The organism is Thalassospira sp. ER-Se-21-Dark (genome assembly GCF_017922435.1).
GTDB lineage: Bacteria > Pseudomonadota > Alphaproteobacteria > Rhodospirillales > Thalassospiraceae > Thalassospira.
On the sequence record NZ_VDEZ01000002.1, the window covers coordinates 196,852 to 218,027 of the forward strand.

The 21,176-nt window shown below is 55.8% G+C and carries 18 protein-coding genes and 1 other RNA gene; 17 read left to right on the plus strand and 2 right to left on the minus strand.

Annotated features, from left to right (window positions below):
• Window positions 1–91 precede the first annotated feature (91 nt).
• Together ssrS and FHI25_RS08580 are read left to right on the plus strand one after the other, a co-directional pair.
• A non-coding RNA gene (gene ssrS, locus FHI25_RS08575) (6S RNA) lies at window positions 92–252 on the plus strand.
• A 127-nt stretch (window positions 253–379) separates the two neighbouring features.
• The gene (locus tag FHI25_RS08580; RefSeq protein WP_210516834.1) at window positions 380–1,195 is read left to right on the plus strand and encodes a TIGR00282 family metallophosphoesterase; all 816 of its coding nucleotides are present in this window, start codon (window positions 380–382) and stop codon (window positions 1,193–1,195) included.
• Window positions 1,196–1,276: 81 nt separating this feature from the next.
• Here the strand turns inward: FHI25_RS08580 and FHI25_RS08585 are convergent, their stop codons facing one another.
• Window positions 1,277–3,514, minus strand: coding sequence for a methyl-accepting chemotaxis protein (locus FHI25_RS08585; RefSeq protein WP_210516836.1), 2,238 nt, complete (start codon window positions 3,512–3,514; stop codon window positions 1,277–1,279).
• 374 nt (window positions 3,515–3,888) lie between these two features.
• Entirely contained in the window at window positions 3,889–6,063 is a 2,175-nt protein-coding gene (locus FHI25_RS08590) for a methyl-accepting chemotaxis protein (protein ID WP_210516838.1), read from the minus strand.
• A 483-nt stretch (window positions 6,064–6,546) separates the two neighbouring features.
• Between FHI25_RS08590 and FHI25_RS08595 the strand changes: the two genes are divergently transcribed.
• The 15 genes from FHI25_RS08595 (at window position 6,547) to FHI25_RS08665 (ending at window position 21,153) form a co-directional block, all read left to right on the plus strand.
• The gene (locus tag FHI25_RS08595) at window positions 6,547–7,293 is read left to right on the plus strand and encodes a YebC/PmpR family DNA-binding transcriptional regulator (protein WP_120225029.1); all 747 of its coding nucleotides are present in this window, start codon (window positions 6,547–6,549) and stop codon (window positions 7,291–7,293) included.
• A gap of 34 nt (window positions 7,294–7,327) precedes the next feature.
• Window positions 7,328–7,903 carry a crossover junction endodeoxyribonuclease RuvC gene (gene ruvC, locus FHI25_RS08600; RefSeq protein WP_051007649.1) on the plus strand — a complete coding sequence of 192 codons (576 nt, stop codon included), beginning with the start codon at window positions 7,328–7,330 and terminating at the stop codon, window positions 7,901–7,903.
• On the plus strand, window positions 7,900–8,595 hold the full coding sequence (ruvA, locus tag FHI25_RS08605; RefSeq protein ID WP_210516840.1) for a Holliday junction branch migration protein RuvA: 696 nt from the start codon (window positions 7,900–7,902) through the stop codon (window positions 8,593–8,595). The genes ruvC and ruvA overlap by 4 nt, the downstream gene beginning before the upstream one ends.
• A complete protein-coding gene (gene ruvB, locus FHI25_RS08610) occupies window positions 8,592–9,653 on the plus strand; it encodes a Holliday junction branch migration DNA helicase RuvB (RefSeq protein WP_008891376.1) in 1,062 nt (353 codons plus the stop codon). Before ruvA ends, ruvB begins: the two co-directional genes overlap by 4 nt.
• On the plus strand, window positions 9,653–10,114 hold the full coding sequence (locus FHI25_RS08615) for a YbgC/FadM family acyl-CoA thioesterase (protein WP_246879015.1): 462 nt from the start codon (window positions 9,653–9,655) through the stop codon (window positions 10,112–10,114). The genes ruvB and FHI25_RS08615 overlap by 1 nt, the downstream gene beginning before the upstream one ends.
• A 7-nt stretch (window positions 10,115–10,121) precedes the next feature.
• The gene (gene tolQ / locus FHI25_RS08620; protein ID WP_008891378.1) at window positions 10,122–10,853 is read left to right on the plus strand and encodes a protein TolQ; all 732 of its coding nucleotides are present in this window, start codon (window positions 10,122–10,124) and stop codon (window positions 10,851–10,853) included.
• A 2-nt stretch (window positions 10,854–10,855) separates the two neighbouring features.
• Complete coding sequence (gene tolR, locus FHI25_RS08625) at window positions 10,856–11,308, plus strand: protein TolR (protein ID WP_040824151.1); 453 nt, start codon at window positions 10,856–10,858, stop codon at window positions 11,306–11,308.
• Window positions 11,309–11,315: 7 nt separating this feature from the next.
• Window positions 11,316–12,224, plus strand: coding sequence for an energy transducer TonB (locus tag FHI25_RS08630; protein ID WP_210516842.1), 909 nt, complete (start codon window positions 11,316–11,318; stop codon window positions 12,222–12,224).
• A 41-nt stretch (window positions 12,225–12,265) separates the two neighbouring features.
• Window positions 12,266–13,636, plus strand: coding sequence for a Tol-Pal system beta propeller repeat protein TolB (tolB, locus tag FHI25_RS08635; protein ID WP_063087186.1), 1,371 nt, complete (start codon window positions 12,266–12,268; stop codon window positions 13,634–13,636).
• A gap of 129 nt (window positions 13,637–13,765) precedes the next feature.
• Window positions 13,766–14,260 (plus strand): peptidoglycan-associated lipoprotein Pal, encoded by a 495-nt coding sequence (pal, locus tag FHI25_RS08640; protein WP_008891382.1) that lies wholly within the window; start codon window positions 13,766–13,768, stop codon window positions 14,258–14,260.
• A 153-nt stretch (window positions 14,261–14,413) separates the two neighbouring features.
• Window positions 14,414–15,469 (plus strand): tol-pal system protein YbgF, encoded by a 1,056-nt coding sequence (gene ybgF / locus FHI25_RS08645; protein WP_210516844.1) that lies wholly within the window; start codon window positions 14,414–14,416, stop codon window positions 15,467–15,469.
• Between the two features lie 104 nt (window positions 15,470–15,573).
• The gene (gene tilS / locus FHI25_RS08650; protein ID WP_210516846.1) at window positions 15,574–16,944 is read left to right on the plus strand and encodes a tRNA lysidine(34) synthetase TilS; all 1,371 of its coding nucleotides are present in this window, start codon (window positions 15,574–15,576) and stop codon (window positions 16,942–16,944) included.
• Window positions 16,945–17,029: 85 nt separating this feature from the next.
• On the plus strand, window positions 17,030–18,973 hold the full coding sequence (gene ftsH / locus FHI25_RS08655; RefSeq protein ID WP_210516848.1) for an ATP-dependent zinc metalloprotease FtsH: 1,944 nt from the start codon (window positions 17,030–17,032) through the stop codon (window positions 18,971–18,973).
• A 13-nt stretch (window positions 18,974–18,986) separates the two neighbouring features.
• Window positions 18,987–20,102 (plus strand): dihydropteroate synthase, encoded by a 1,116-nt coding sequence (gene folP / locus FHI25_RS08660; RefSeq protein ID WP_210516850.1) that lies wholly within the window; start codon window positions 18,987–18,989, stop codon window positions 20,100–20,102.
• Window positions 20,103–20,364: 262 nt separating this feature from the next.
• Complete coding sequence (locus FHI25_RS08665; protein WP_008891387.1) at window positions 20,365–21,153, plus strand: response regulator transcription factor; 789 nt, start codon at window positions 20,365–20,367, stop codon at window positions 21,151–21,153.
• Window positions 21,154–21,176 lie beyond the last annotated feature (23 nt).

The following is a 21,176-nucleotide window of genomic DNA, read 5'->3' on the forward strand; positions in this document are numbered from 1 at the left end:
CAATCTACTTGAAATTCAGCTGGTCGAGGACTAAGTTCCGGTCGCTGACAGTTTGCGATGCGTCGTTCGCGGCGATCAAGAACCCAGCACAAGGGGGCTGCCCTGTTCGTCAGGTTCGCTAATTCCCGGGGCCGATGCTCATTTCTCTAGGGAGCTGTCCCTGTCGAGGCCGTGGTCTCGTTATACGGCGCCCACCTGCACTCGCAGGTCACGAGGAATTACCAAATGGCCAACGGCAGTGGTGGCTCCCGCTTATTTTGCTTAGGGTCATGACCCTAAAACTCCCTTTTCCATTTCGTGATGCCGGTCATGCGTCCCGGGGCAGGGTGCATTAAACGAAACATGTCTGCCTGCTGGCTGACGCAATACAGGAAGCACAATGCGTTTACTTCATCTTGGCGACGTTCTGGGGCAGTCCGGTCGCAGGGCAGCGCTTGAAGCGCTCCCGATGCTACGTGATCGGTTGTCGGTTGATATCGCGGTGGTGAATGTCGAAAACGCAGCACACGGCTTTGGCGTCACGGCAAAAATCTGCAAGGAATTCTATGATGCCGGTGCCGATGTCCTGACCACGGGCAATCACGTCTGGGATCAGCGCGAAATCATCGCCTATATCGACGAAGATGAAAAACTGCTGCGTCCCTGGAACTTCCCCGACGGGACGCCCGGCAACGGTGATTATGTCTTCAAGACCAAGTCGGGCAAGAAGGTCTGCGTGATTAACATGATGGGCCGTCTGTTCATGGATCCGTTGTCCTGCCCGTTCCAAGGCGCAGACAAGCTGTTTAACAAGCATAAGCTTGGCAAGAATGTCGATGCCGTGATCGTCGATTTCCACGCCGAAACCACGTCGGAAAAAATGGCGTTTGGCCATCATTGCGATGGGCGGGCGTCGCTTGTGCTGGGCACGCACACCCACGTGCCGACGGCCGATGCCCAGATCCTGCCAAATGGTACCGGCTACCAGACCGACGTTGGCATGTGCGGCGATTTTGATTCCGTCATTGGCATGAAAAAAGAAAACTCGGTTCGCAAATTCATCACCAAGATGCCGTCCGGCCGGTTCGAACCGGCAGAAGGCCCGGCAACGGTGTGTGGCGTCTATGTTGAGACTGACGACAATACCGGCTTGGCAAAGCGGATTGAAGCGGTGCGCATCGGTGGCCGCCTTAAAGGCAGCTGGCCCAGCGCCTGACGCCCAAGGCGACAGTCAAACGATCAAAGAAAAAGGCCCGCCGGATGACGGGCCTTTGTCGTTTCAGATGTTCGTTGCAAATTACGCCGCGCGATCACGGGCCTGCTGACGCAAATCATCAAGGATGACAGTAATGCGCGTGCGCAGTTCACTGACTTTCTCGGATGCCGAACGCGACGTGTTAAGCACTTCACCAGACAACTGGCCGGTGCGGCCGGTTTCATTGGCAACCTCGGCAATCGATGCCGACACAGCGCGCGTTCGGTCCGCCGCACCACGCACGTTACGCGTGATTTCGTCGGTTGCGGCCCCTTGCTGTTCAACCGCGGCCGAAATCGTCGTGGCAATCTCGTTGAGGCTATCAATGATCGAGCCGATTTCGCCAATGGCGGTGACAGATTCACCGGTTGCTTTCTGAATGCCGGAAATCTGTCCCGAGATTTCCTCGGTCGCCTTTTCGGTCTGGTTGGCAAGGTTTTTGACCTCTGCCGCGACAACAGCAAAGCCCTTGCCAGCATCGCCGGCGCGTGCCGCCTCGATGGTGGCGTTCAGCGCCAGAAGGTTGGTCTGCTCCGCAATGTCGGTGATCAGTGCGATCACCTCGCCAATGCGGCTTGCCGACTGCGACAGGCTGTTGACCAGTTCGTTGGTGTGTTGCGCGCGTTGCGCGGCTTCGTTCGAAATACGCGTGGTTTCCGCCATCTGACGGTTAATCTCCGCGTTCGAGCTTGAAAGCTGCTCGGTGGCGGAGGCAACGGTTTCGACATTGCCGGTGGCTTCATCGGCCGATTTCGAGACCTCGTCACTCTGACCTGACACCAGTTCGGCACTGTCGGTCATCTGACCTGATACGCCTTGAAGCTGTTCGGCAAGGGTGGCGATTTCAGTCACCGCACTTTCGACTTCACCCTGCAGGGTATCAGCAAGTGACAGCAATTCGTCGCGCAGTGCCTCGTTGCGTTCACGGTTCAGGCGTTCTTCCTCGGCCTGCATGTCGCGGACCTTGATCGCGTTTGCCTTGAACACATCAACCGCACGGCCCATGGCAGAAATTTCGTCACTGCCACCTGATGGAACGGCCGCATCAAGATCGCCATCAGCCAGCGAAATCATCGATTTCTGAAGACCGGCAAGGCGACGCAACAGGTTGCCACGCACATAAACCAGATAGATCAGAAGCGGAATAATGATCGCCGCGGCACCAACGCCGTACATCACCAGCGAGCTTTGCTGGGTCAGGGTGCTTGCGGTGTCGGCTGATTTGTCGACGCCGGATTGAAGATCGGCGACAAGCGCGTTCACACCATCTTCCATCGCGGCGGCAAATTCGGCGCTGTCTTCAACGATGTCGATCTGGTCGTCGGCCAGTTTAAGTTCTTCGCTGCGCAGGGATGAAATGCTTTTGCGGCCCATCGACAGCTTTTTGATGTCGCCAAGCAGGCCTTCATAGAATTTCTTGAGCTTCTCGTTCTCAAGTTCAGCAATGGTATTGGCAACGACACCAACCGCCCCACGAACCTGAACGCCCATGATGCGAAGCTGCATGCGATCGTCTGATGACGCGGCGGACAGAACGGTGTTGCTGATTTCAGCACCACTATTCGCAAGCTGCAGGATAGGGGCCTGGGCTGCCATCAATTCATCGAGTTTAAACAGAAGTCCCTTGGTTGAGGCTTCCTGTTCATCGGTCAAGAAGGCGCCAGCCTGACGCAAGTCATGAACCTGGCTGGTAACTTCGGTGATTTTGGTTTGGGATGCCGACAGGATCGGCTGGATCATCGAGTTGTATTTGCCGGTCAGTTGCTGGAACTTCGCAAGGGAATCCGAAAGTTGGCCTGCGACCTCGAAACGTTCAATCGTCGTGTCATGAAGTTCCTGAAGCGACTCAGCAAGGCTTTGGCCATTGGTTTCGATCACCGACAGCGTTTCTTCTGGAAGGCCCGACTGGCTCAGCACCGCAAGATTTTCCTGCAAGTTTGCAAGCATCACATCAAGGTCAGCCTTGACCGCCTGTTCTTCTTCAACGGTGGATGCCGCGATAATGCGTGGTGCGGAGGCCACAATTTTCGCACTGGTTGTTGCGAGCTGCTGGGCAGCAAACATTGGCGGAAGTTGCTCGTAGGCAATCGTGTCAAGCTGGTTGCCGAATTTGGTAAAAGAGAAGACCGATACGGCCGCAGCCAAGATTGCAATCAGACCGACAAGAAAGAAGGCACCCGCCAACTTTTCACGTACGCCAAGCCCTGCTTTGTTCGTCTTTGTTGTGTTCTTCTTTTTTGACGATGACGGCTTTGCGCCGCGCTTGAAACTTAAACCCATAATTAAACCTACCCCGTAGACCAAAGAGACAAGCGTCGCCACATCTGGTGCCGACGCATGCATGTACGTCGTCTGAACGTCTGTTCCCTGCCAAGCCACATTGGGGAATACCCGATATCTGACCCTTAGCGGATCTCGGGAAAAAAATTGGGGCTCGAACTATTATTATTGTTGTCCAATGTAGCACAGTAATCGCAGGGAGATCATGAATTTTCGGCCAATTCTGTGAGGCCGTATAGATTTCATGCGCAGGCCAGCAAGGAGTTTTGCGACGCCTGTGCTTTTTCAGCCCGCAAGGCGATGTTTTTCAGTGTTGCCGTCAAACAAAAAGGCCCGCCAATGGCGGGCCTTTTGTCATCAAGTTTTGCCTGTGATCAGGATGCTGCGCGATCATGTGCCTGTTTGCGCAGATCATCCAGAATGCCGTTGATCCGCGAACGCAGGTTTTCGACCTTCTGCGATGCATCCTGTGCAGTTGCCAGAACCTGACTGGACAGTTCGCCTGTCTTGCTGGTTTCATTGGCAACCTCGTTGATCGAGGCCGATACAGAACGCGTGCGATCCGCAGCCCCGCGCACGTTGCGCGTGATCTCGTCGGTGGCGGCACCCTGTTCCTCGACCGCGGCCGAGATGGTGGTCGCGATCTCATTGATGTTTTCAATGATACGGCCGATATCGCCGATGGCATTGACGGACTCACCGGTGGCTTTCTGAATGCCCGAAATCTGGCCAGAAATTTCCTCGGTGGCTTTTTCCGTCTGGTTGGCAAGGTTTTTGACCTCGGCAGCAACAACCGCAAAGCCCTTGCCCGCATCCCCGGCACGTGCCGCCTCGATGGTGGCGTTCAGTGCCAGAAGGTTGGTCTGCTCGGCAATGTCGGTGATCAGTGCGATCACTTCGCCAATGCGGTCTGCAGACTGCGACAGGCTGACCACAAGTTCGTTGGTTTCCTGTGCACGGTTGGATGCTTCGTTCGAGATACGGGTCGATTCCGCCATCTGACGGTTGATTTCCGCATTCGATGCCGACAGCTGTTCGGTCGCAGCGGCAACCGTTTCAACGTTGCCGGTCGCTTCCTGTGCAGAGCTTGCAACTTCTTCGGTCTGACCCGAAACCAGTTCCGCACTTGACGTCATCTGACCGGAAACGCCTTGAAGCTGATCACCAAGGGCCGCGATTTCGTTCACGGCACTTTCAACTTCGTTCTGCAGGGTATCGGCCAGTGCCAGCAACTCGTCACGAAGTGCTTCGTTGCGTTCATGGTTAAGGCGTTCTTCCTCGGCCTGCATGGCCTGGACCTTAAGGGCGTTGTCCTTAAAGACATCAACCGCACGGCCCATGGCGCTGATTTCGTCATTGCCCTTGGATGGCACGACGACATCAAGGTTGCCATCAGCAAGCTGAACCATGGTTTTCTGCAAACCGCCAAGACGGCGCAGAACGTTGCCACGCACATACAGCACATAAATCGCAAGCGAGATAATGATGGCTGCGACGGCGACAACAAACAGGGCAGTCAGGCTCTGTTTCTCGACAACTTTTGCCTGGGCGGCGGCATCATTGACTTCTGCATTCAGACCGGCAACCAGTTCGGCAACGCTGTTACGCATTGCGTTGGCATATTCGCCACTCTGCACAACCAGCGCCTGGCTTTGTTCGGTGGCCTCAAGTTCACGTTTGCGCAGTTCAGGCAGGCTACCTTCACCAACCGAAAGCTTCTGCATCTTGTCGATCAGATCGACATAGAATGCCTTGAGGCGATCATTATCAAGCTCTTCAAGCTTGCTCAGCGCATCGGTGTACGTTCCGCGAATACGCACCGGAATGATCGACAGGCGCACCGCCTGGGTTTCCGTGGTGCTGGAAATGATCATGTTTGATGCGGCAGAACCCAGACGCTCGATATCAAGGATCGGCGTGCGCGTCTCGATCGCTGATGCGAACTTCTGGAAGGACTCAAGAATTTCTTCTTTGTCCGCGCTGTATTTCTTTGAAGGGTCTTCTTCAAAGGACGAGGCGTATTCGCTGCCTTGGGCGATGTCGTTCTGGGTATAGGACAGCACCGGCTTCAGGGTGTCACCATACCGTTTCGCCAGATTCTGGAACTCTTCGAGTTTCGCGGCTTTTTCGTCGCTGATCTGGAAACGTTCCTGGGTCACTTCATGCAGCTGTTTGAGGTTATCCTCAAGCAGGGCGCGATTGTCGTTGATGCTTGCAATTACCGCGGGCATAAAGCCGGTCGCCTCAATTTCAGCGATGCGGACATTAAGCTCTTCAAGACGAACCGCAAGTTCGTCGTTAATCGCGGTTTCTTCTTCCGGATTGGCAGCGGCCACGATGCGTGGCGCAATGGCGACAATTTCGGCACTTCCGGTTGCCAGTGACTGAGCCGCGGCAATCGGCGGAAGCTTTTCTTCGGTAATGGTATTAAGCGCACTACCGAACTGATTGAAGGAAATAGCACCGACAATGGCAGAAATCACTGCCATCAATCCGACCACAGCAAACGATATCAAAAGTTTGCTTTGGACCCCGAATTTAGTTCCCATTCTATCTAACCTTTTTTCCTGGCTGTTTCCGTATGGCTTCTTTGTCCATTCCGGTTGTTTCTGGCACCGCAGGATCATATGCAGTCCTGCGTTAGGCGACAGTTTGGCCCTTGAGAGTATTCTGCTTTAGTTTAATATCTACACCAGAGAACATTAATGAAAGAATATCAAGACGTCTGCAACATCTATCCGCGTATAGTGCACGACTATCCCCGGATAGGTTGGTCATGATTTCGGTGCATTAAGTCCCAAAAACCTGACCCTTACGCCCGATATTTGGCGATCTCGCCAAGCATGGCTGGACCTTGCTGGGTAAACAGGATATAGGAGCGGTCGAAATTTTCGTTCGCGTATGTCGCAGATATGAATGTGTCATCCTGCACATGCCCGGACGGGCTGGTCTGTCAGGGAACGCCCGTATGACCGGCGTGGTATCACCCGATACCGTTCCACTTCGAATTCATTGACGACAGGTTACAGGTTATGGCCGGCCATTCCCAATTTAAGAACATCATGCACCGCAAAGGTGCGCAGGATAAAAAGCGCGCCAAGATCTTCACCAAACTCGCGCGTGAAATCACTGTTGCCGCGAAAATCAGCGAAGACATCGACAGCAACCCGCGTCTGCGTGCGGCGATTTCTGCGGCTCGTGCCCAGAACATGCCCAAGGACAACATCGATCGTGCCATCAAAAAGGCGACCGGTGCAGGCGAGGGCGACAACTACGAAGAAGTTCGCTACGAGGGTTATGGCACCGCTGGTGTTGCCGTCATCGTCGAAGCACTGACCGACAACCGTAACCGTACCGCATCCGAAGTGCGTGCTGCCTTCACCAAGCATGGCGGCAACCTGGGTGAAACCGGTTCAGTCGGCTTCATGTTCAACCGTGTCGGCGAAATCGTCTATCCGATCGACAAGGCCGATGCTGACGAAATCTTCGAAGCAGCCCTTGAAGCAGGTGCTGCGAATGCGGAGTCCGATGATCAGAACCACGTCATCGATACCGAGATCGAAGACCTTAACGCTGTGCGCGAAGCCCTGACCGAGAAATTCGGCGATCCGGAAAGCGCAAAGCTGGTCTTCCGTGCCACCACCGAAGCCGACATTTCGGTCGAACAGGCGCAAAGCATCATGAAACTTGTCGATGTGCTTGAAGATAACGACGACGTCCAGAATGTCTGGACCAACGTTAACTGGACCGACGAAATCGTCGCTGGTCTCGATAACTAATTAATATTTGCCAACACCCGCCTTTCGCTTTTGAATGGCGGGTGTTTTGTATCTGGAACCCGCTTTTTTGGGGGATGTAGTGGTCAGAGTGCTCGGGATTGATCCCGGTCTGCAACGAACCGGTTGGGGCGTCATTGACCTCGATAACAATCGTATGCGCCATGTTGCCAATGGCGTGGTGACGTCCACCCAGTCATTGACCCTTGCCGAACGCCTTGATCAACTGCACACCGGCCTGATCGAAGTGATCCGGATCTGGACACCCGACGAGGCCGCAGTTGAAGAAACGTTCGTCAATAAAAACCCGGTTTCGACCCTGAAACTGGGGCAGGCGCGTGGTGTTGCACTGCTTGCACCGGCGCGCAGTGGCATTCCGGTAACGGAATATACACCCAATGCCGTCAAAAAGACTGTGGTTGGTGCCGGTCATGCTGCCAAACAGCAGGTCGAAATGATGGTTTCAACCCTGCTGCCGGGATGTGACATTGCCGGGCCGGACGCCGCAGATGCTCTTGCGGTTGCCATATGCCACGCGCAACATGCCGGGAACCGGTCGCTGGCCAATTCGATGGCAGCACACCCAACACGAAACGGGAGAAAATACAGGTGATCGCCAAACTGCGCGGAATTGTGGATTTCATCGGCGAAGACAGCGTCATTATCGATGTCAACGGCGTGGGCTATCTGGTTTTTGCCTCGCGCCGCACGCTTTCGATGCTGCCGCCCAAGGGCGGCGATGCCGGCCTGATGATCGAAACCCACGTTCGCGAAGATCACATTAATCTCTATGGCTTTGCCGATAACGCCGAAAAGCAATGGTTTGCGTTGCTCACCACCGTTCAGGGTGTTGGCGCCAAGGTTGCACTTGCCCTGTTGTCGGTTCTGACGCCCACTGATCTTTTGCGCGCATTGGCCGCCCAGGATACCACGGCCCTTTGCCGCGCACCGGGAATCGGCCCCAAGGTCGCAACCCGTATTGTTGGCGAACTGAAAGACAAGGCCGCAAAACTGAACCTTGGCCCGGTTGCGGCCCCGGCGGCTCCCGCCGTCGAAGATGCAAAACCAGCCGCAAAATCAAAGAAATCAGCCAAGGCCACCAAAGATGTGAGCATCGACACAGCGCCAGCCGAACCGGTTGTAGATGATAGCGTCGTTTTGGCAGACGCGGTATCGGCATTGGTCAATCTTGGCTATGGCCGGTCCGAGGCATTTGGTGCGGTGGGCAAGGCCGCCCAGCAGGCGGGCGACGACAAGTCGATCGATACCCTGATCCGTCTGGGACTAAAGGAGCTTAGCGCGTGAGCGAAGAAGAAGACCGTCTGCTCAGTGGTGAACGCCGCGAAGAAGATCATCAGGATGGATCGCTGCGTCCCCGTCGGCTTGACGATTTTACCGGCCAGAAAGAAGTCCGTGAAAACCTTGATGTCTTCATCAAGGCTGCCAGTGCGCGCGAAGAAGCCATGGACCATGTCCTGTTCTTTGGCCCACCGGGACTTGGCAAAACCACGCTTTCGCAAATCGTTGCCAGTGAACTCGGTGTTGGCTTTCGCGCAACATCCGGCCCGGTGATTGCCAAGGCCGGTGACCTTGCAGCCCTTCTGACCAATCTTCAGCCGCGCGATGTTTTGTTCATTGATGAAATCCATCGCCTGAACCCGGCGGTGGAGGAAATCCTCTATCCGGCAATGGAAGACTTCCAGCTTGATCTGATCATCGGTGAAGGTCCTGCTGCGCGCTCTGTGCGGATTGATTTGCCGCCCTTTACGCTTGTGGGTGCCACCACGCGTTCGGGTCTTTTGACCACGCCGCTCCGTGATCGTTTCGGTATTCCGCTTAGGTTGCGTTTTTATGAGCCCGAAGAACTGGTCAGCATCGTTGCCCGTGGTGCGCGGCTTTTGAATTTCGACATGACCGAAGAAGGCGCGATGGAAATTGCCCGTCGGTCACGCGGCACCCCGCGTATCGCCGGTCGTCTGTTGCGCCGTGTGCGTGACTTTGCCGCCGTGGCTGAAAAATCGCCGGTCGACAAATTCATTGCCGACGCGGCCCTGACCCGGCTTGAGGTCGATAACCTTGGCCTCGATAGCCAGGATCGCCGTTACCTTAATTGTATCGCCAGCAACTATGGCGGTGGTCCGGTCGGTGTCGACACATTGGCCGCCGCCCTGTCCGAAGAACGCGATACCATCGAAGACGTAATCGAACCTTATCTACTGCAACAGGGCCTGATCCAGCGCACCCCGCGCGGGCGCATGCTGGGTGTTAAGGGCTTTAAGCACCTTGGTCTGACCCCGCCACGCCAGGCGGGCGGGATGCCGCTTTCCGATCTGTTTGACGGGCAGGCGGGGGAAGAATCCTGATGGCCCAACATGATCACGACGCCATTCTTGGCCGCTTCGAAGGCAAGCGGCATATCTATCCGCTGATTGTCTATTACGAGAACACCGATGCCGGTGGCGTTGTCTATCACGCCAACTATTTGGCATTCGCCGAACGGGCACGTTCAGCGATGCTTAACCTGTTGGGCTTTACCAATCGAAATATTGCAGAACGCCACAAAGTTGCCATAGCCGTTCGACAGTGTACGCTCGACTTTCGACGTCCGGCACTTTTGGAAGACCGTATTACGGTCGAAAGCCGGGTGATCAAGGTTGGGGGCGCATCGCTTGGTTTTGAACAAAAGATTATGCGGGGCGACGACGAACTGGTGGTGATCGAGATTTATCTCGCCTGCATGTCGTTGGAAGAACTTCGGGCACAACGTCTGCCCGACGAACTAAGAACAGTATTTAATAGTTGTCTTGATGTGACAAAGGACTGACGGGAATATGGAAAATCAAGTGGTCGACGCGGTAACGCTGGGGCAGTCGGTCATGGCACATGATATGTCTCTTTGGGGACTTTTCATGCAGGCTGGGCTGGTCGTCAAAACAGTGATGATCGGTCTTTTGCTGGCTTCTGTCTGGGTTTGGGCGATTGTCTTCGAGAAAATCCTGCGACTGCGCAAACTGCGCGCCCAGGCAAATACCTTCGAAGAAGCCTTCTGGTCGGGTGGATCACTTGAAGATCTGTATGATCGCATCGCTGACAAGCCGCGCGATCCGATGTCAGCCATCTTTGTTTCGGCCATGCGTGAATGGCGTCGTTCGAACGCAAAGGGTGTCCATGGTGACACCATGCGTGCCCGCCTTCAGCAACGCCTTGAAAAATCGATGGAAATTACCCTTGGTCGTGAAATGGACCGGGTGGAACGGTATATGACCTTCCTGGCATCTGTTGGTTCGACCGCACCGTTTGTTGGTCTGTTCGGCACGGTCTGGGGCATCATGGTTTCGTTCCAGTCGATCGCGGCATCAAAAAATACCTCGCTTGCGGTTGTCGCACCGGGTATTGCCGAGGCCCTTTTTGCAACGGCCATGGGCCTTGTTGCTGCGATCCCGGCTGTGGTTGCCTATAACAAGATTTCCAGCGACCTGAACCGTTACAGCAACCGCCTCGAAGCTTTCGTGGACGAGTTCTCCTCGATCCTTTCGCGCCAACTTGACGACACGAGAGACTGATTATGGGCGCACAGCTTGCCAAATCAGGCGGAGGACGCCGTCGAGGTCGCCGGAGTAACCGGCGGGCGGCGATGAGTGACATCAACGTCACTCCGATGGTCGACGTCATGCTGGTGTTGCTGGTGATCTTCATGGTTGCTGCACCCCTGATGACGGTCGGGGTCGAAGTTGATCTGCCGGAAACCAGTGCCGCACCGATGACCGGTCAGGATGAGCCGCTGGTGGTGTCGGTTTCTGCCGAGGGCACGATCTACATCATGGATAGCGAAATCGCGCAGGACACCCTGACCGAAAAGCTTGCCGCCATTACCGACAACAAGGCCGATACCCGCATCTTTGTCCGCGGGGACAAGACAATTGATTATGGCCGTGTGATGGAAGTCATGGGCCTGATCAAGGATGCCGGTTTCACCAAAGTCGCCCTGATCGCCGAATTGCCGGCAAAGGGTTCGTAAACGAATCATGCTGCGTTACGCTCTCATATCGCTTGGTCTGCACGCTGTCCTGTTTCTGGTGGCGTGGCTTGGGCTGCCCGATCTGTTTGATGAAACACCGTTGGAATTGCAGTCCATTTCGGTTGAAGTCGTGACAGTGGACGAATTTTCCGCGGCCCCGACCAAGGCTTTGCCAAAACCGGAACCCAAAGAGGAACCGAAACCAAAGCCGACCCCGAAACCGGAGCCAAAGCCGGAACCCAAGCCTGAGCCGAAGCCCGAACCAAAACCGGAGCCCAAGCCAGAGCCGAAGCCTGAGCCAAAACCGACACCAAAGCCGGAACCGGTTCCGACGCCAGACGTTAAAAAAGAGCCGGAGCCGAAACCGGAGCCGACTGAGCTTGCCGCAGTAAAGCCGGAATCCAAGCCGACCCCGCCGAAACCGGAACCGGTCAAAAAGCCGGAGCCGAAAAAGGAAGAGCCGAAGAAACGCGATCTCATGAGCGTTCTTAAGGATGTCAGCAAACTTAAGGAAACGGCAGAAGCCACACCAGAACAACAGCCAGACGAAACGCCGGAAGAAAATGCCAGCGAGGTTGTGGCGACCAGGCTTGATGCCAATCTGACCATGAGCGAGCTTGATGCCGTAAAACGTCAGATCGAAAAATGCTGGAGCCCCCCGGCCGGGGCCAAGGAAGCGGGCAACTTTGCAGTTGAAATTCATGTCAGCGCAAACCCGGACGGAACCGTCCGTTTGGCGCGGATTAGCAATCTGAACGAAATCCAGGGTGACACTTCCCGCCGTACGATTGCAGAAAGTGCGCTTCGAGCAGTGCTAAATCCGCAATGCAGTCCTCTAAAACTGCCGCTGGATAAATACGAAATGTGGCGCACATTCACGTTCAATTTTGACATGCGTGAAATGCTGGGCCTTTAACGACCAAGTTCTTGAACACGCGTGGAAAATAGCGAGGCAGGATGACGATCAAGACCAACGCAATAAAACGATTTTGGGCTAAAGGCAGTGTCGCGGCACTGTGCGCCCTTGCCGTTGTCGCTGGCCTGAATGTCGGGTTCATGTCGCCGGCAAAGGCGGAACTCCGGATTGATATTACCCGGGGCGAACTGAAACCGATGCCAATTGCCGTCACCCGCTTCCCGGGCGAGGGCGTTGCCGAAACCGAGATCGGTCAGAACATGACCCAGGTGATTGCCGCAGATCTCGAACGTTCGGGCCTGTTTGCACCGATTGATGAAAAGGCATTCATTCAGAGTGCTGCATCATTGGCGGTGAACCCGAACTTTGCCGAATGGCGGGCCATCAATGCGCAGGCCCTGGTGAACGGTCGTGTTGTGACCGAACCAAATGGTCTTCTGCGTGTCGAATTCCGCCTGTGGGATGTTTTGGCTGAAACCCAGATGTCTGGCGTTGCGTATCGTACGCAGCCAAACAACTGGCGTCGGATTGCTCACAAGATTGCGGACGAGATTTACAAACGTATTACCGGTGAAACCGGCTATTTCGATACGCGCGTTGTCTACGTCTCGGAATCCGGTCCGGCCGATAACCGGACCAAACGACTGGCCATCATGGATCAGGACGGTGCAAACCACCGGTTCCTTTCCGATGGACGGTTCCTCGTGCTGAACCCGCGCTTCTCGCCGACGGCACAGGAAGTGGTTTATATGTCGTACTTCAACGACAAGCCGCGCGTTTATGTTTTGGATATTGATACCGGTGAGTTGGAATTGCTGGGCGATTTTCCGGGGATGACCTTTGCGCCCCGATTCGCGCCAGACGGGAACTCGGTTGTGATGTCACAAGCGCTTGACGGGAACAGTGAAATCTATGGACTGGACCTGCGCACGCGTGAAAAGCGTCAACTGACGCGCCATCCGGCCGTGGATACCTCGCCTTCCTATTCTCCGGACGGGTCTCGCATTGCGTTCAACTCCGACCGCAGTGGGGCACAACAACTTTATGTGATGAATGCCGATGGTGGGGGCGTACAGCGCATCAGCTTCGGTGGTGGACGTTATGCCACACCGGTCTGGTCGCCGCGCGGAGACCTGATCGCATTCACCAAATCCGAAGGAGGTCGTTATTATATCGGCGTCATGCGGCCAGACGGCAGTGGAGAAAGGCTGCTGGCCGAGGGTTACCTCGTTGAGGGACCAACATGGGCACCGAACGGTCGAGTTTTGATGTACTACCGCCAGCACCCGTCCAGGGACGGGACCAAGGATCGCTATCGTTTGTATTCGATTGATCTTACCGGTTATAACGAGCGAGAGATCGTTACACCGGCGGATGGGTCGGATCCTGCATGGTCGCCCTTGATTCCCTGATATCTCAAGAGTATAGTCATCGCGAAGCACTGAATGCGATTCGCTTTAATCGCGGGCATTTTCGGTGTCGCGAGACATGGAAAACACCAACCTCGGGCGAATGCGTCCGGTGTTAAGGGGAAAACTTAAATGAAACTTCGTATTCTGAGCGTTTTTGCTGCTGCCGCTCTTCTGGCTGCTTGTGAAACTGCACCTGATAGCACGGCAACCACTGGTGGCGACGGTGCAAGCACTTCTTCCAGCGCATCGACTTCGACTTCTTTGGCTGAAAGCAGCCCTGAGTGGTTCGCTGTCAACGTTGGTGACCGCGTCTTCTTTGGTTTCGACAAATACGATCTTGCCGGTGAAGCACGTCGCACCCTCGAACTGCAGGCTGCTTGGCTGAAGAAATATCCGCAGTACAAAGTTGTTGTTGAAGGTCATGCCGACGAGCGCGGCACCCGTGAATACAACCTTGCACTCGGCGAACGTCGCGCGAACTCGGTCAAAGATTACCTGATCGCTCTGGGCATCGACCCGTCGCGCATCGAGACCATTTCTTATGGTAAAGAGCGCCCGGTTGCTCTTGGCCATGACGAAGAAAGCTGGGCTAAAAACCGCCGCTCTGTATCGGTTATCCGTTAAGCGCGTGCAGGTGAAAGCCTGACTTGACGATCAAGGCGCCTGTCCCGTTTGGGGCAGGCGCCTTATTTTTGCCGCCTGAAAATGTTTGAAAGTCACGACAGGTATTTCCATAGTGAACCTTCAAAGACTGAATTGACGAAAAAGGACCCGAAAATGATCCGCGTTCGATCCGCCATTTCGCCAAAGAACCGCAATATCTTGATGGCCCTTGCCGTCGGAGCTGTGTTTGGCATGACATCACTCGGGTCCCAACCGGTTCGCGCGCAAGACGCCAACATGTCGCGTCAGTTAGAACAACTGCGCAAGGACCTCGATCTTTTGCAGCGTTATGTCTATCGCGAAGGCACCGGTGACGCCGCACAGGTCGCTGTCTCGTCTGGTGATGGCGGCGGGGCTGCAACCCCGGCTGCCGCACGCCAACAGGTCCAGATCAGCGCACTGGAACGCACGACCACCCAGCTGACCGGTCAGCTTGAAGAATTCGACTACCGCATTCGCAAGATGGAAGACCGCCTGGAACGTCTGGTGGCCGATATTGATTTCCGCCTCAACCAGCTTGAAAGCGGCGGCGTTGCGACCGGTGGCGCAAATGCCGGTGGGGCAAATGCACCGCTTGCAGCGGGCACGGCCACACAGGGCGCCAATAACTCTGCCGCCAACAGCGCCGCACCGGGGGCTGCCGGTTCGGGTGAGCCCCTGAATGACCGTGGCACCCAGCTGTTTGGCGTGATTGAAAGCGAAGGCCAGCCGCCGCAAATCCCAAGCGGGGCTGCTGCCTCCAACGCATCCGCGCCAACCCAGAGTGCGTCGGCAACCACCGGCACACCTGAAGAACAGTACCGCGAGGCCTTTGGTCTTCTGCGCAAACAGGATTTCCAGGCCGCCGAACAGGCGCTGGGCAATTTCGTCAGCAACCATCCCAACGATCCGCTGGCGGGCAATGCGCAATACTGGCTGGGTGAAACCTATTACGTGCGCGGCCAGTATGAAAATGCTGCCATCGCCTTTACCGAAGGTTTCCAGACCTACCCGGACAGCACCAAGGCACCAGACAACCTTCTGAAGCTTGGCATGTCGCTGGCCAATCTCGGCAAGAATGAAGATGCCTGCACGGCCTTTGGTCACCTGATCGACAACTTCCCGAACGCCTCGAACGTCGTTCTGGATCGCGCCCGTCAGGAACGCCAGAACCGTGGATGTCCGCAGTAAACCCTGCGTATGACAGACCGATGATCGGCAACCTTACGACATCACAAAATCAAAACACGGCGTCCGGAGGATCTCCACTGGACGCCGTTGCCTTTGATAGACTGATGATGGCGTTCGCCCCGTTTGAAACCGCCCCTGAAATCCTTGTTGGTGTCTCGGGCGGGGCTGACAGCATGGCGCTGGCCCTTTTGGCCCATGACTGGTGTCAGGCACAAGGCGGGCGGGTGGTCGCCGTTACGGTTGACCATGGTCTCCGCAAGGCCGCCTCTGACGAGGCCCGCTGGGTTGCTACCGAACTTGCCCGCCATAACATCGAACACATCACCAAACACTGGCAGGGTGAAAAGCCAAAAGGTGCCGTGCAGGAAAAGGCGCGCCAGGCCCGCTATCAGATTTTTGATGACCTGATGCGTGATACCGGCATTTTTCATCTATTGGTTGCCCATCATGCAGGCGACCAACGCGAAACCATTGCCATGCGCCGCGATCGCGGCACGACCCCGATTGGGCAGGCGGGAATGTCTGCGCGGCGCTACCTGCGACATGGCCGGGTGCTGCGACCGCTTTTGGCCGTTGCCAAGGCCGACTTGGTGGCGACCCTGAAGACACGCGGACAGGCGTGGATCGAAGATCCTTCCAACATCGACGAAAAGTTCGAGCGTGTGCGCGTGCGCAAGGCGTTTGAGGCGGGGGCATCACACCCGCCCGATATAACCGCCGACGCATCGGCGCGCCGCGATATTGAAACGGGCATTGGTCGATTGCTGGCCGGGGCGGTGACCCTGCACGCGAACGGGGTTGCGATCCTTAATCCGGATGTGCTGCTGGATCCGAAAACGGATCGCAACGCTGCGATCCATGCACTGGGGCAGGTGGTGCGTACGGTGGGGGGCGCAGGATATATGCCTGCACTTGATAAATTACGCGGTGCGCTTGATCGCCGTGGTGCGGATAAAACAGCCCGCATCAGTCTGGGCGGCTGCGTCTTGCACGGTCGGAAAGGCGGGATTTGCGTTTATCGCGAATTTGGTCGAATGGCGCAGGATCCGATTGCGTTGGATGCCGAATCACTCACACGATCTTTGGTTGTGCGGTTTGATAATCGCTTCGAATGGCAGGCAGATGACGCTGATCTGTCGGGGCAAACTGGACGTTGGATCGCCCCGCTTGGCCTTTGTGATGTGTTTCACACGAAGTCTTTTCGCGCCGCATTGGGCGAAATTGCACCATTTATTGGTAATTTACCGCGCGCGGCCCTTGCATCCATGCCTGCACTCTACGATAAAGAAGGCTTGTTATCTGTTGGCGGGCTTGAGGTTTCGGAGCTTTCCGACGTACTATCCGCCGCCGGTTGCAGACGGCCTCTGGGCAGGGGCCTGATTGCGTCTGGTGGCAGTTGGCAGTTTGCGCCGCAAGTACCTTTGTGGGAAAGTGGTTTCAAATCGTCACCGAAACCCGACAACCTACTTGCGTAAGCGGGGCTTATGACTATTTGATTGTCAGACCCTGCGCAGGAAGTTTTGCGTCACGGCACACACAAATTGCGACCAGTAGCTTGGAATGAATATGGGAAAAAATCTCGCACTGTGGGTTATTATCGCCATCCTTTTGGTGGCGCTGTTTAACCTGTTTCAGTCGCCCTCCGGACGGTCCGGTCAGTCGTCGCTGGCATTTTCGGACTTCCTGGCCGAAGTGGATTCAGGTCAGATTTCCGAAGTCACCATCCAGGGCAACAACCTGACTGCAGAAACGCGCGACGGTCGCTCTGTTAATGTTTACACCCCGGATTATCCGAACCTCGTTGAAAAGCTGAACGACAAGGGCGTGCGCATCATCGCACAGCCTGAAGAAAGCCTGTCTCCGTTGATGAGCGCTTTGATCAGCTGGTTCCCGATGCTTCTGATCATCGGTGTCTGGATCTTCTTCATGCGCCAGATGCAGGGCGGCGGCGGCAAGGCCATGGGCTTTGGCAAGTCCAAGGCCAAGATGCTGACCGAGAAGTCCGGCCGCGTGACCTTCGAAGATGTCGCCGGTATTGAAGAAGCCAAAAGCGAGCTTGAAGAAGTCGTCGACTTCCTGCGCGATCCGCAGAAGTTCCAGCGCCTTGGCGGTAAAATCCCCAAAGGCATGCTGCTTGTCGGTCCTCCGGGTACCGGTAAAACGCTGCTGGCGCGTGCGATTGCCGGCGAAGCAAACGTTCCTTTCTTCACCATCTCGGGTTCTGACTTCGTTGAAATGTTCGTTGGTGTCGGTGCATCGCGTGTGCGTGACATGTTCGAACAGGGCAAGAAAAACGCACCTTGCATCATCTTCATCGATGAAATCGACGCTGTGGGCCGCCATCGTGGTGCCGGTCTTGGCGGCGGTAACGATGAACGCGAACAGACCTTGAACCAGCTCCTTGTCGAGATGGATGGTTTCGAAGCCAACGAAGGTGTGATCCTGGTAGCTGCTACCAACCGTCCGGACGTTCTGGACCCCGCATTGCTGCGTCCGGGGCGTTTCGACCGTCAGGTCGTCGTGCCGAACCCGGATCTGGAAGGCCGTGAACGTATTCTTGGTGTTCATGCGCGTAAAGTTCCATTGGGCCCGGATGTCGATCTGCGCACTGTTGCACGTGGTACCCCGGGCTTCTCAGGTGCGGATCTGGCAAACCTTGTTAACGAGGCAGCTCTGCTTGCTGCCCGTCTTGGCAAGCGCGTTGTCACCATGGCTGATTTCGAAAACGCCAAGGACAAGGTCATGATGGGGGCTGAACGTCGCTCCATGATCATGACCGATGACGAGAAGAAGCTGACCGCCTATCACGAAGGTGGTCACGCACTGGTCGCACTTCATACGCCTGCGTCTGATCCGATCCACAAGGCCACCATCATCCCGCGCGGTCGCGCACTGGGTATGGTGATGCGTCTGCCGGAACGTGATCAGGTGTCCAAGTCCTACGAACAGCTGATTTCCGACCTCGCGGTTGCCATGGGTGGCCGCGTTGCCGAGGAAATCATCTTTGGCAAGGACAAGGTCACCACGGGGGCATCTTCGGACATCAACATGGTGACGCAATATGCGCGCAAGATGGTGACCGAGTGGGGCTTCTCCGACAAGCTTGGGAATGTCAAATACGTTGATAACCAGGAAGAAGTGTTCCTTGGTCACAGCGTTGCCCAGCACAAAAACGTTTCGGAAAAAACAGCACAACTCATTGACGAAGAAGTCCGTCGTTACTCTGACGAGGCTTATGAATTCGCCAAGCGCGTTCTGACCGAACATCTTGATGACCTGCACAAGCTTGCAAAAGGTCTTCTGGAATATGAAACCCTGTCGGGCAAGGAAATCGACGCGCTGCTGCGCGGCGAGGAAATCAACCGTCCGGGCCATTCTTCCGGTGGCGGCAAGGATGCAGGTGGCGGACGTCGCTCCACGGTGCCAAGCACCGGCGGTACCCGCAAGGATAACCCTGGTGACGGCGGCGGGGACCTTTCCCCGGAACCGCAACCGGGAAGCTAACAGAAAGAGACTGATGGACGAGATCAAACGATCGGTCCTGCGAAGCCCCGCCGATGTGCGGGGCTTTGCCGATTTTGAAGGACCGCTTTACTACGCACCGACCGGTTTCATCGACCATGCCGATGATCCCAATACCTTGCCACTCGCCGGATCACGCCGGGGGTTCTCGGCACTTGAAATCATCCGCCGCCGCGAAGGTGGTGGTGCTGAAAGCATGATCTTGCCGCTCCTCGCCCTTGAAGGCTGGGTGCAAAACAGTGGCCGGGTTGATGAAATCAATGCCGTGCTGGACCGCCTGATGGCCAAACGCCCGGACTATGCCGGGCTTGATATGGCGTCCTGCCATGTGATGGGCATCATCAATGTCACACCGGACAGCTTTTCCGATGGCGGCGATTACAACACCACCGATCAGTCTGTGGCCCGCGCCATGGCGATGATAGAGCAGGGCGCATCAATCATTGATGTTGGCGGCGAATCAACCCGCCCGGGTGCCGATACCGTGTCCGAGGACGAGGAAATCAATCGTGTGGTGCCGGTAATCAGCGAACTGGCATCCAAGGGGCACGTCGTTTCGATCGACACCCGCCACGCGGGCGTGATGGAAGCCGCGATTGAGGCCGGTGCAGCGATCATTAATGACGTGACGGGCCTTGAGGGCGATGAACGCTCGATGGAAGTTGCAGCCGCGTCTGGCAACCCTGTGATGCTGATGCATATGCAGGGTGAACCGGGCACCATGCAGGCCGACCCGAAATATGATTGCGCGGTGCTTGATATCTATGACTATCTGCTCGATCGCATCGAAAGCTGCGAGCGGGCGGGTATTTCACGCGATCGCATCTGCATCGATCCGGGCATCGGCTTTGGCAAGACGTTGTCGCACAATCTTGAACTGCTGTCGCGCTTGGCCATTTTCCATGGATTGGGCTGCCCGATCCTGCTGGGAACCTCGCGCAAGTCATTCATCGGCAAGATTGATCCCAAGGCCGACCCGAAGCAGCGCCTGGGTGGTTCAATCGCGTCTGCGGTCAATGGATGGCGTCACGGGGTTCAGATGATCCGCGTGCATGATGTGCCCGAAACCGTGCAGGCGATTTCTGTGGCCAGTTCCACATCTATTGTCTGACGGTGTGTTTGGCGCATCGTATGCACGTATAGCTTGTAATTTTATCGACATCGTTTAAAACATGGCTCGCAATCGCAAGCAGGCTTGGCTTCTGATCGATTGCGAGCTTTTTTGCGGCAAGTTCGATTCTGGCATTTTCTGACCATTTAAGGTTGATACTTGCAGAATCGGTCCTTTGACCACATACCAATAGGTATCAAACAAAAGTGACATCAAAGTCACAGTTGATGGTTGGACAACAAGCGAACGCGAAGGTCTTTAGATGAACGAGATTGGCGGTCTGACGCAGCCGTTCCCTGCTGATGTCAGGTCTGGCTGGAATGCTATGACGCACTGTGTATATGTCGTGGAAGATAACACCGATCTGAACAAGGATCTGTGTGAGTATCTTGAGATGTGCGGTTTCGATGTGGTCGGTTGTGAAACCGGTGCTGCATTTTACCGCGCACTTGCTGCGCGTAAACCTGATGCGGTCATTCTTGATATTATGCTGCCCGACGCGGATGGCTATGAGCTGGCTCAGCATGTCCGCAAAACCGTTGACTGCGGCATCATGATGCTGACCTCGCTTTCGGGAATGGACAATCATCTGACCGGCTATAAATCCGGTGCCGATGTCTATTTGACGAAGGACAGTCCGCTATCGGTGATCGAAGCCGCCCTCAAACCGCTTCTGCGCCGCGCGTCACGCTCAGATAACGAAGCGGCGGCTGAAACGGCAATTCCCGAGGATAGCTGGGTTCTTGATATGCTTAACTGGACCCTGTGCAATCCCCAAGGCAATGAGGCCAAATTGACGGCGACGGAACGCACCATCGTCAAGATCCTGATTGATGCCAATGGGGCGTGGCTGACGCGCCCTGAAATCGTCGAAGCCTTGGGTAAGGCCGACACGGCCGAAAACTGTCGTAATCTGGATACGGCAATCCGTCGCGTGCGTCAGAAAATCATCAAGGAAATCGGTGAAGAACTGCCTGTGCGAACGGCTTACGGTCGTGGCTATGCCTTTACGTCACCCGCTGCCATTGCTGGCGAGGCCGAGGCTTCCTGATCCGTTTGCTTCCCACCTGAATC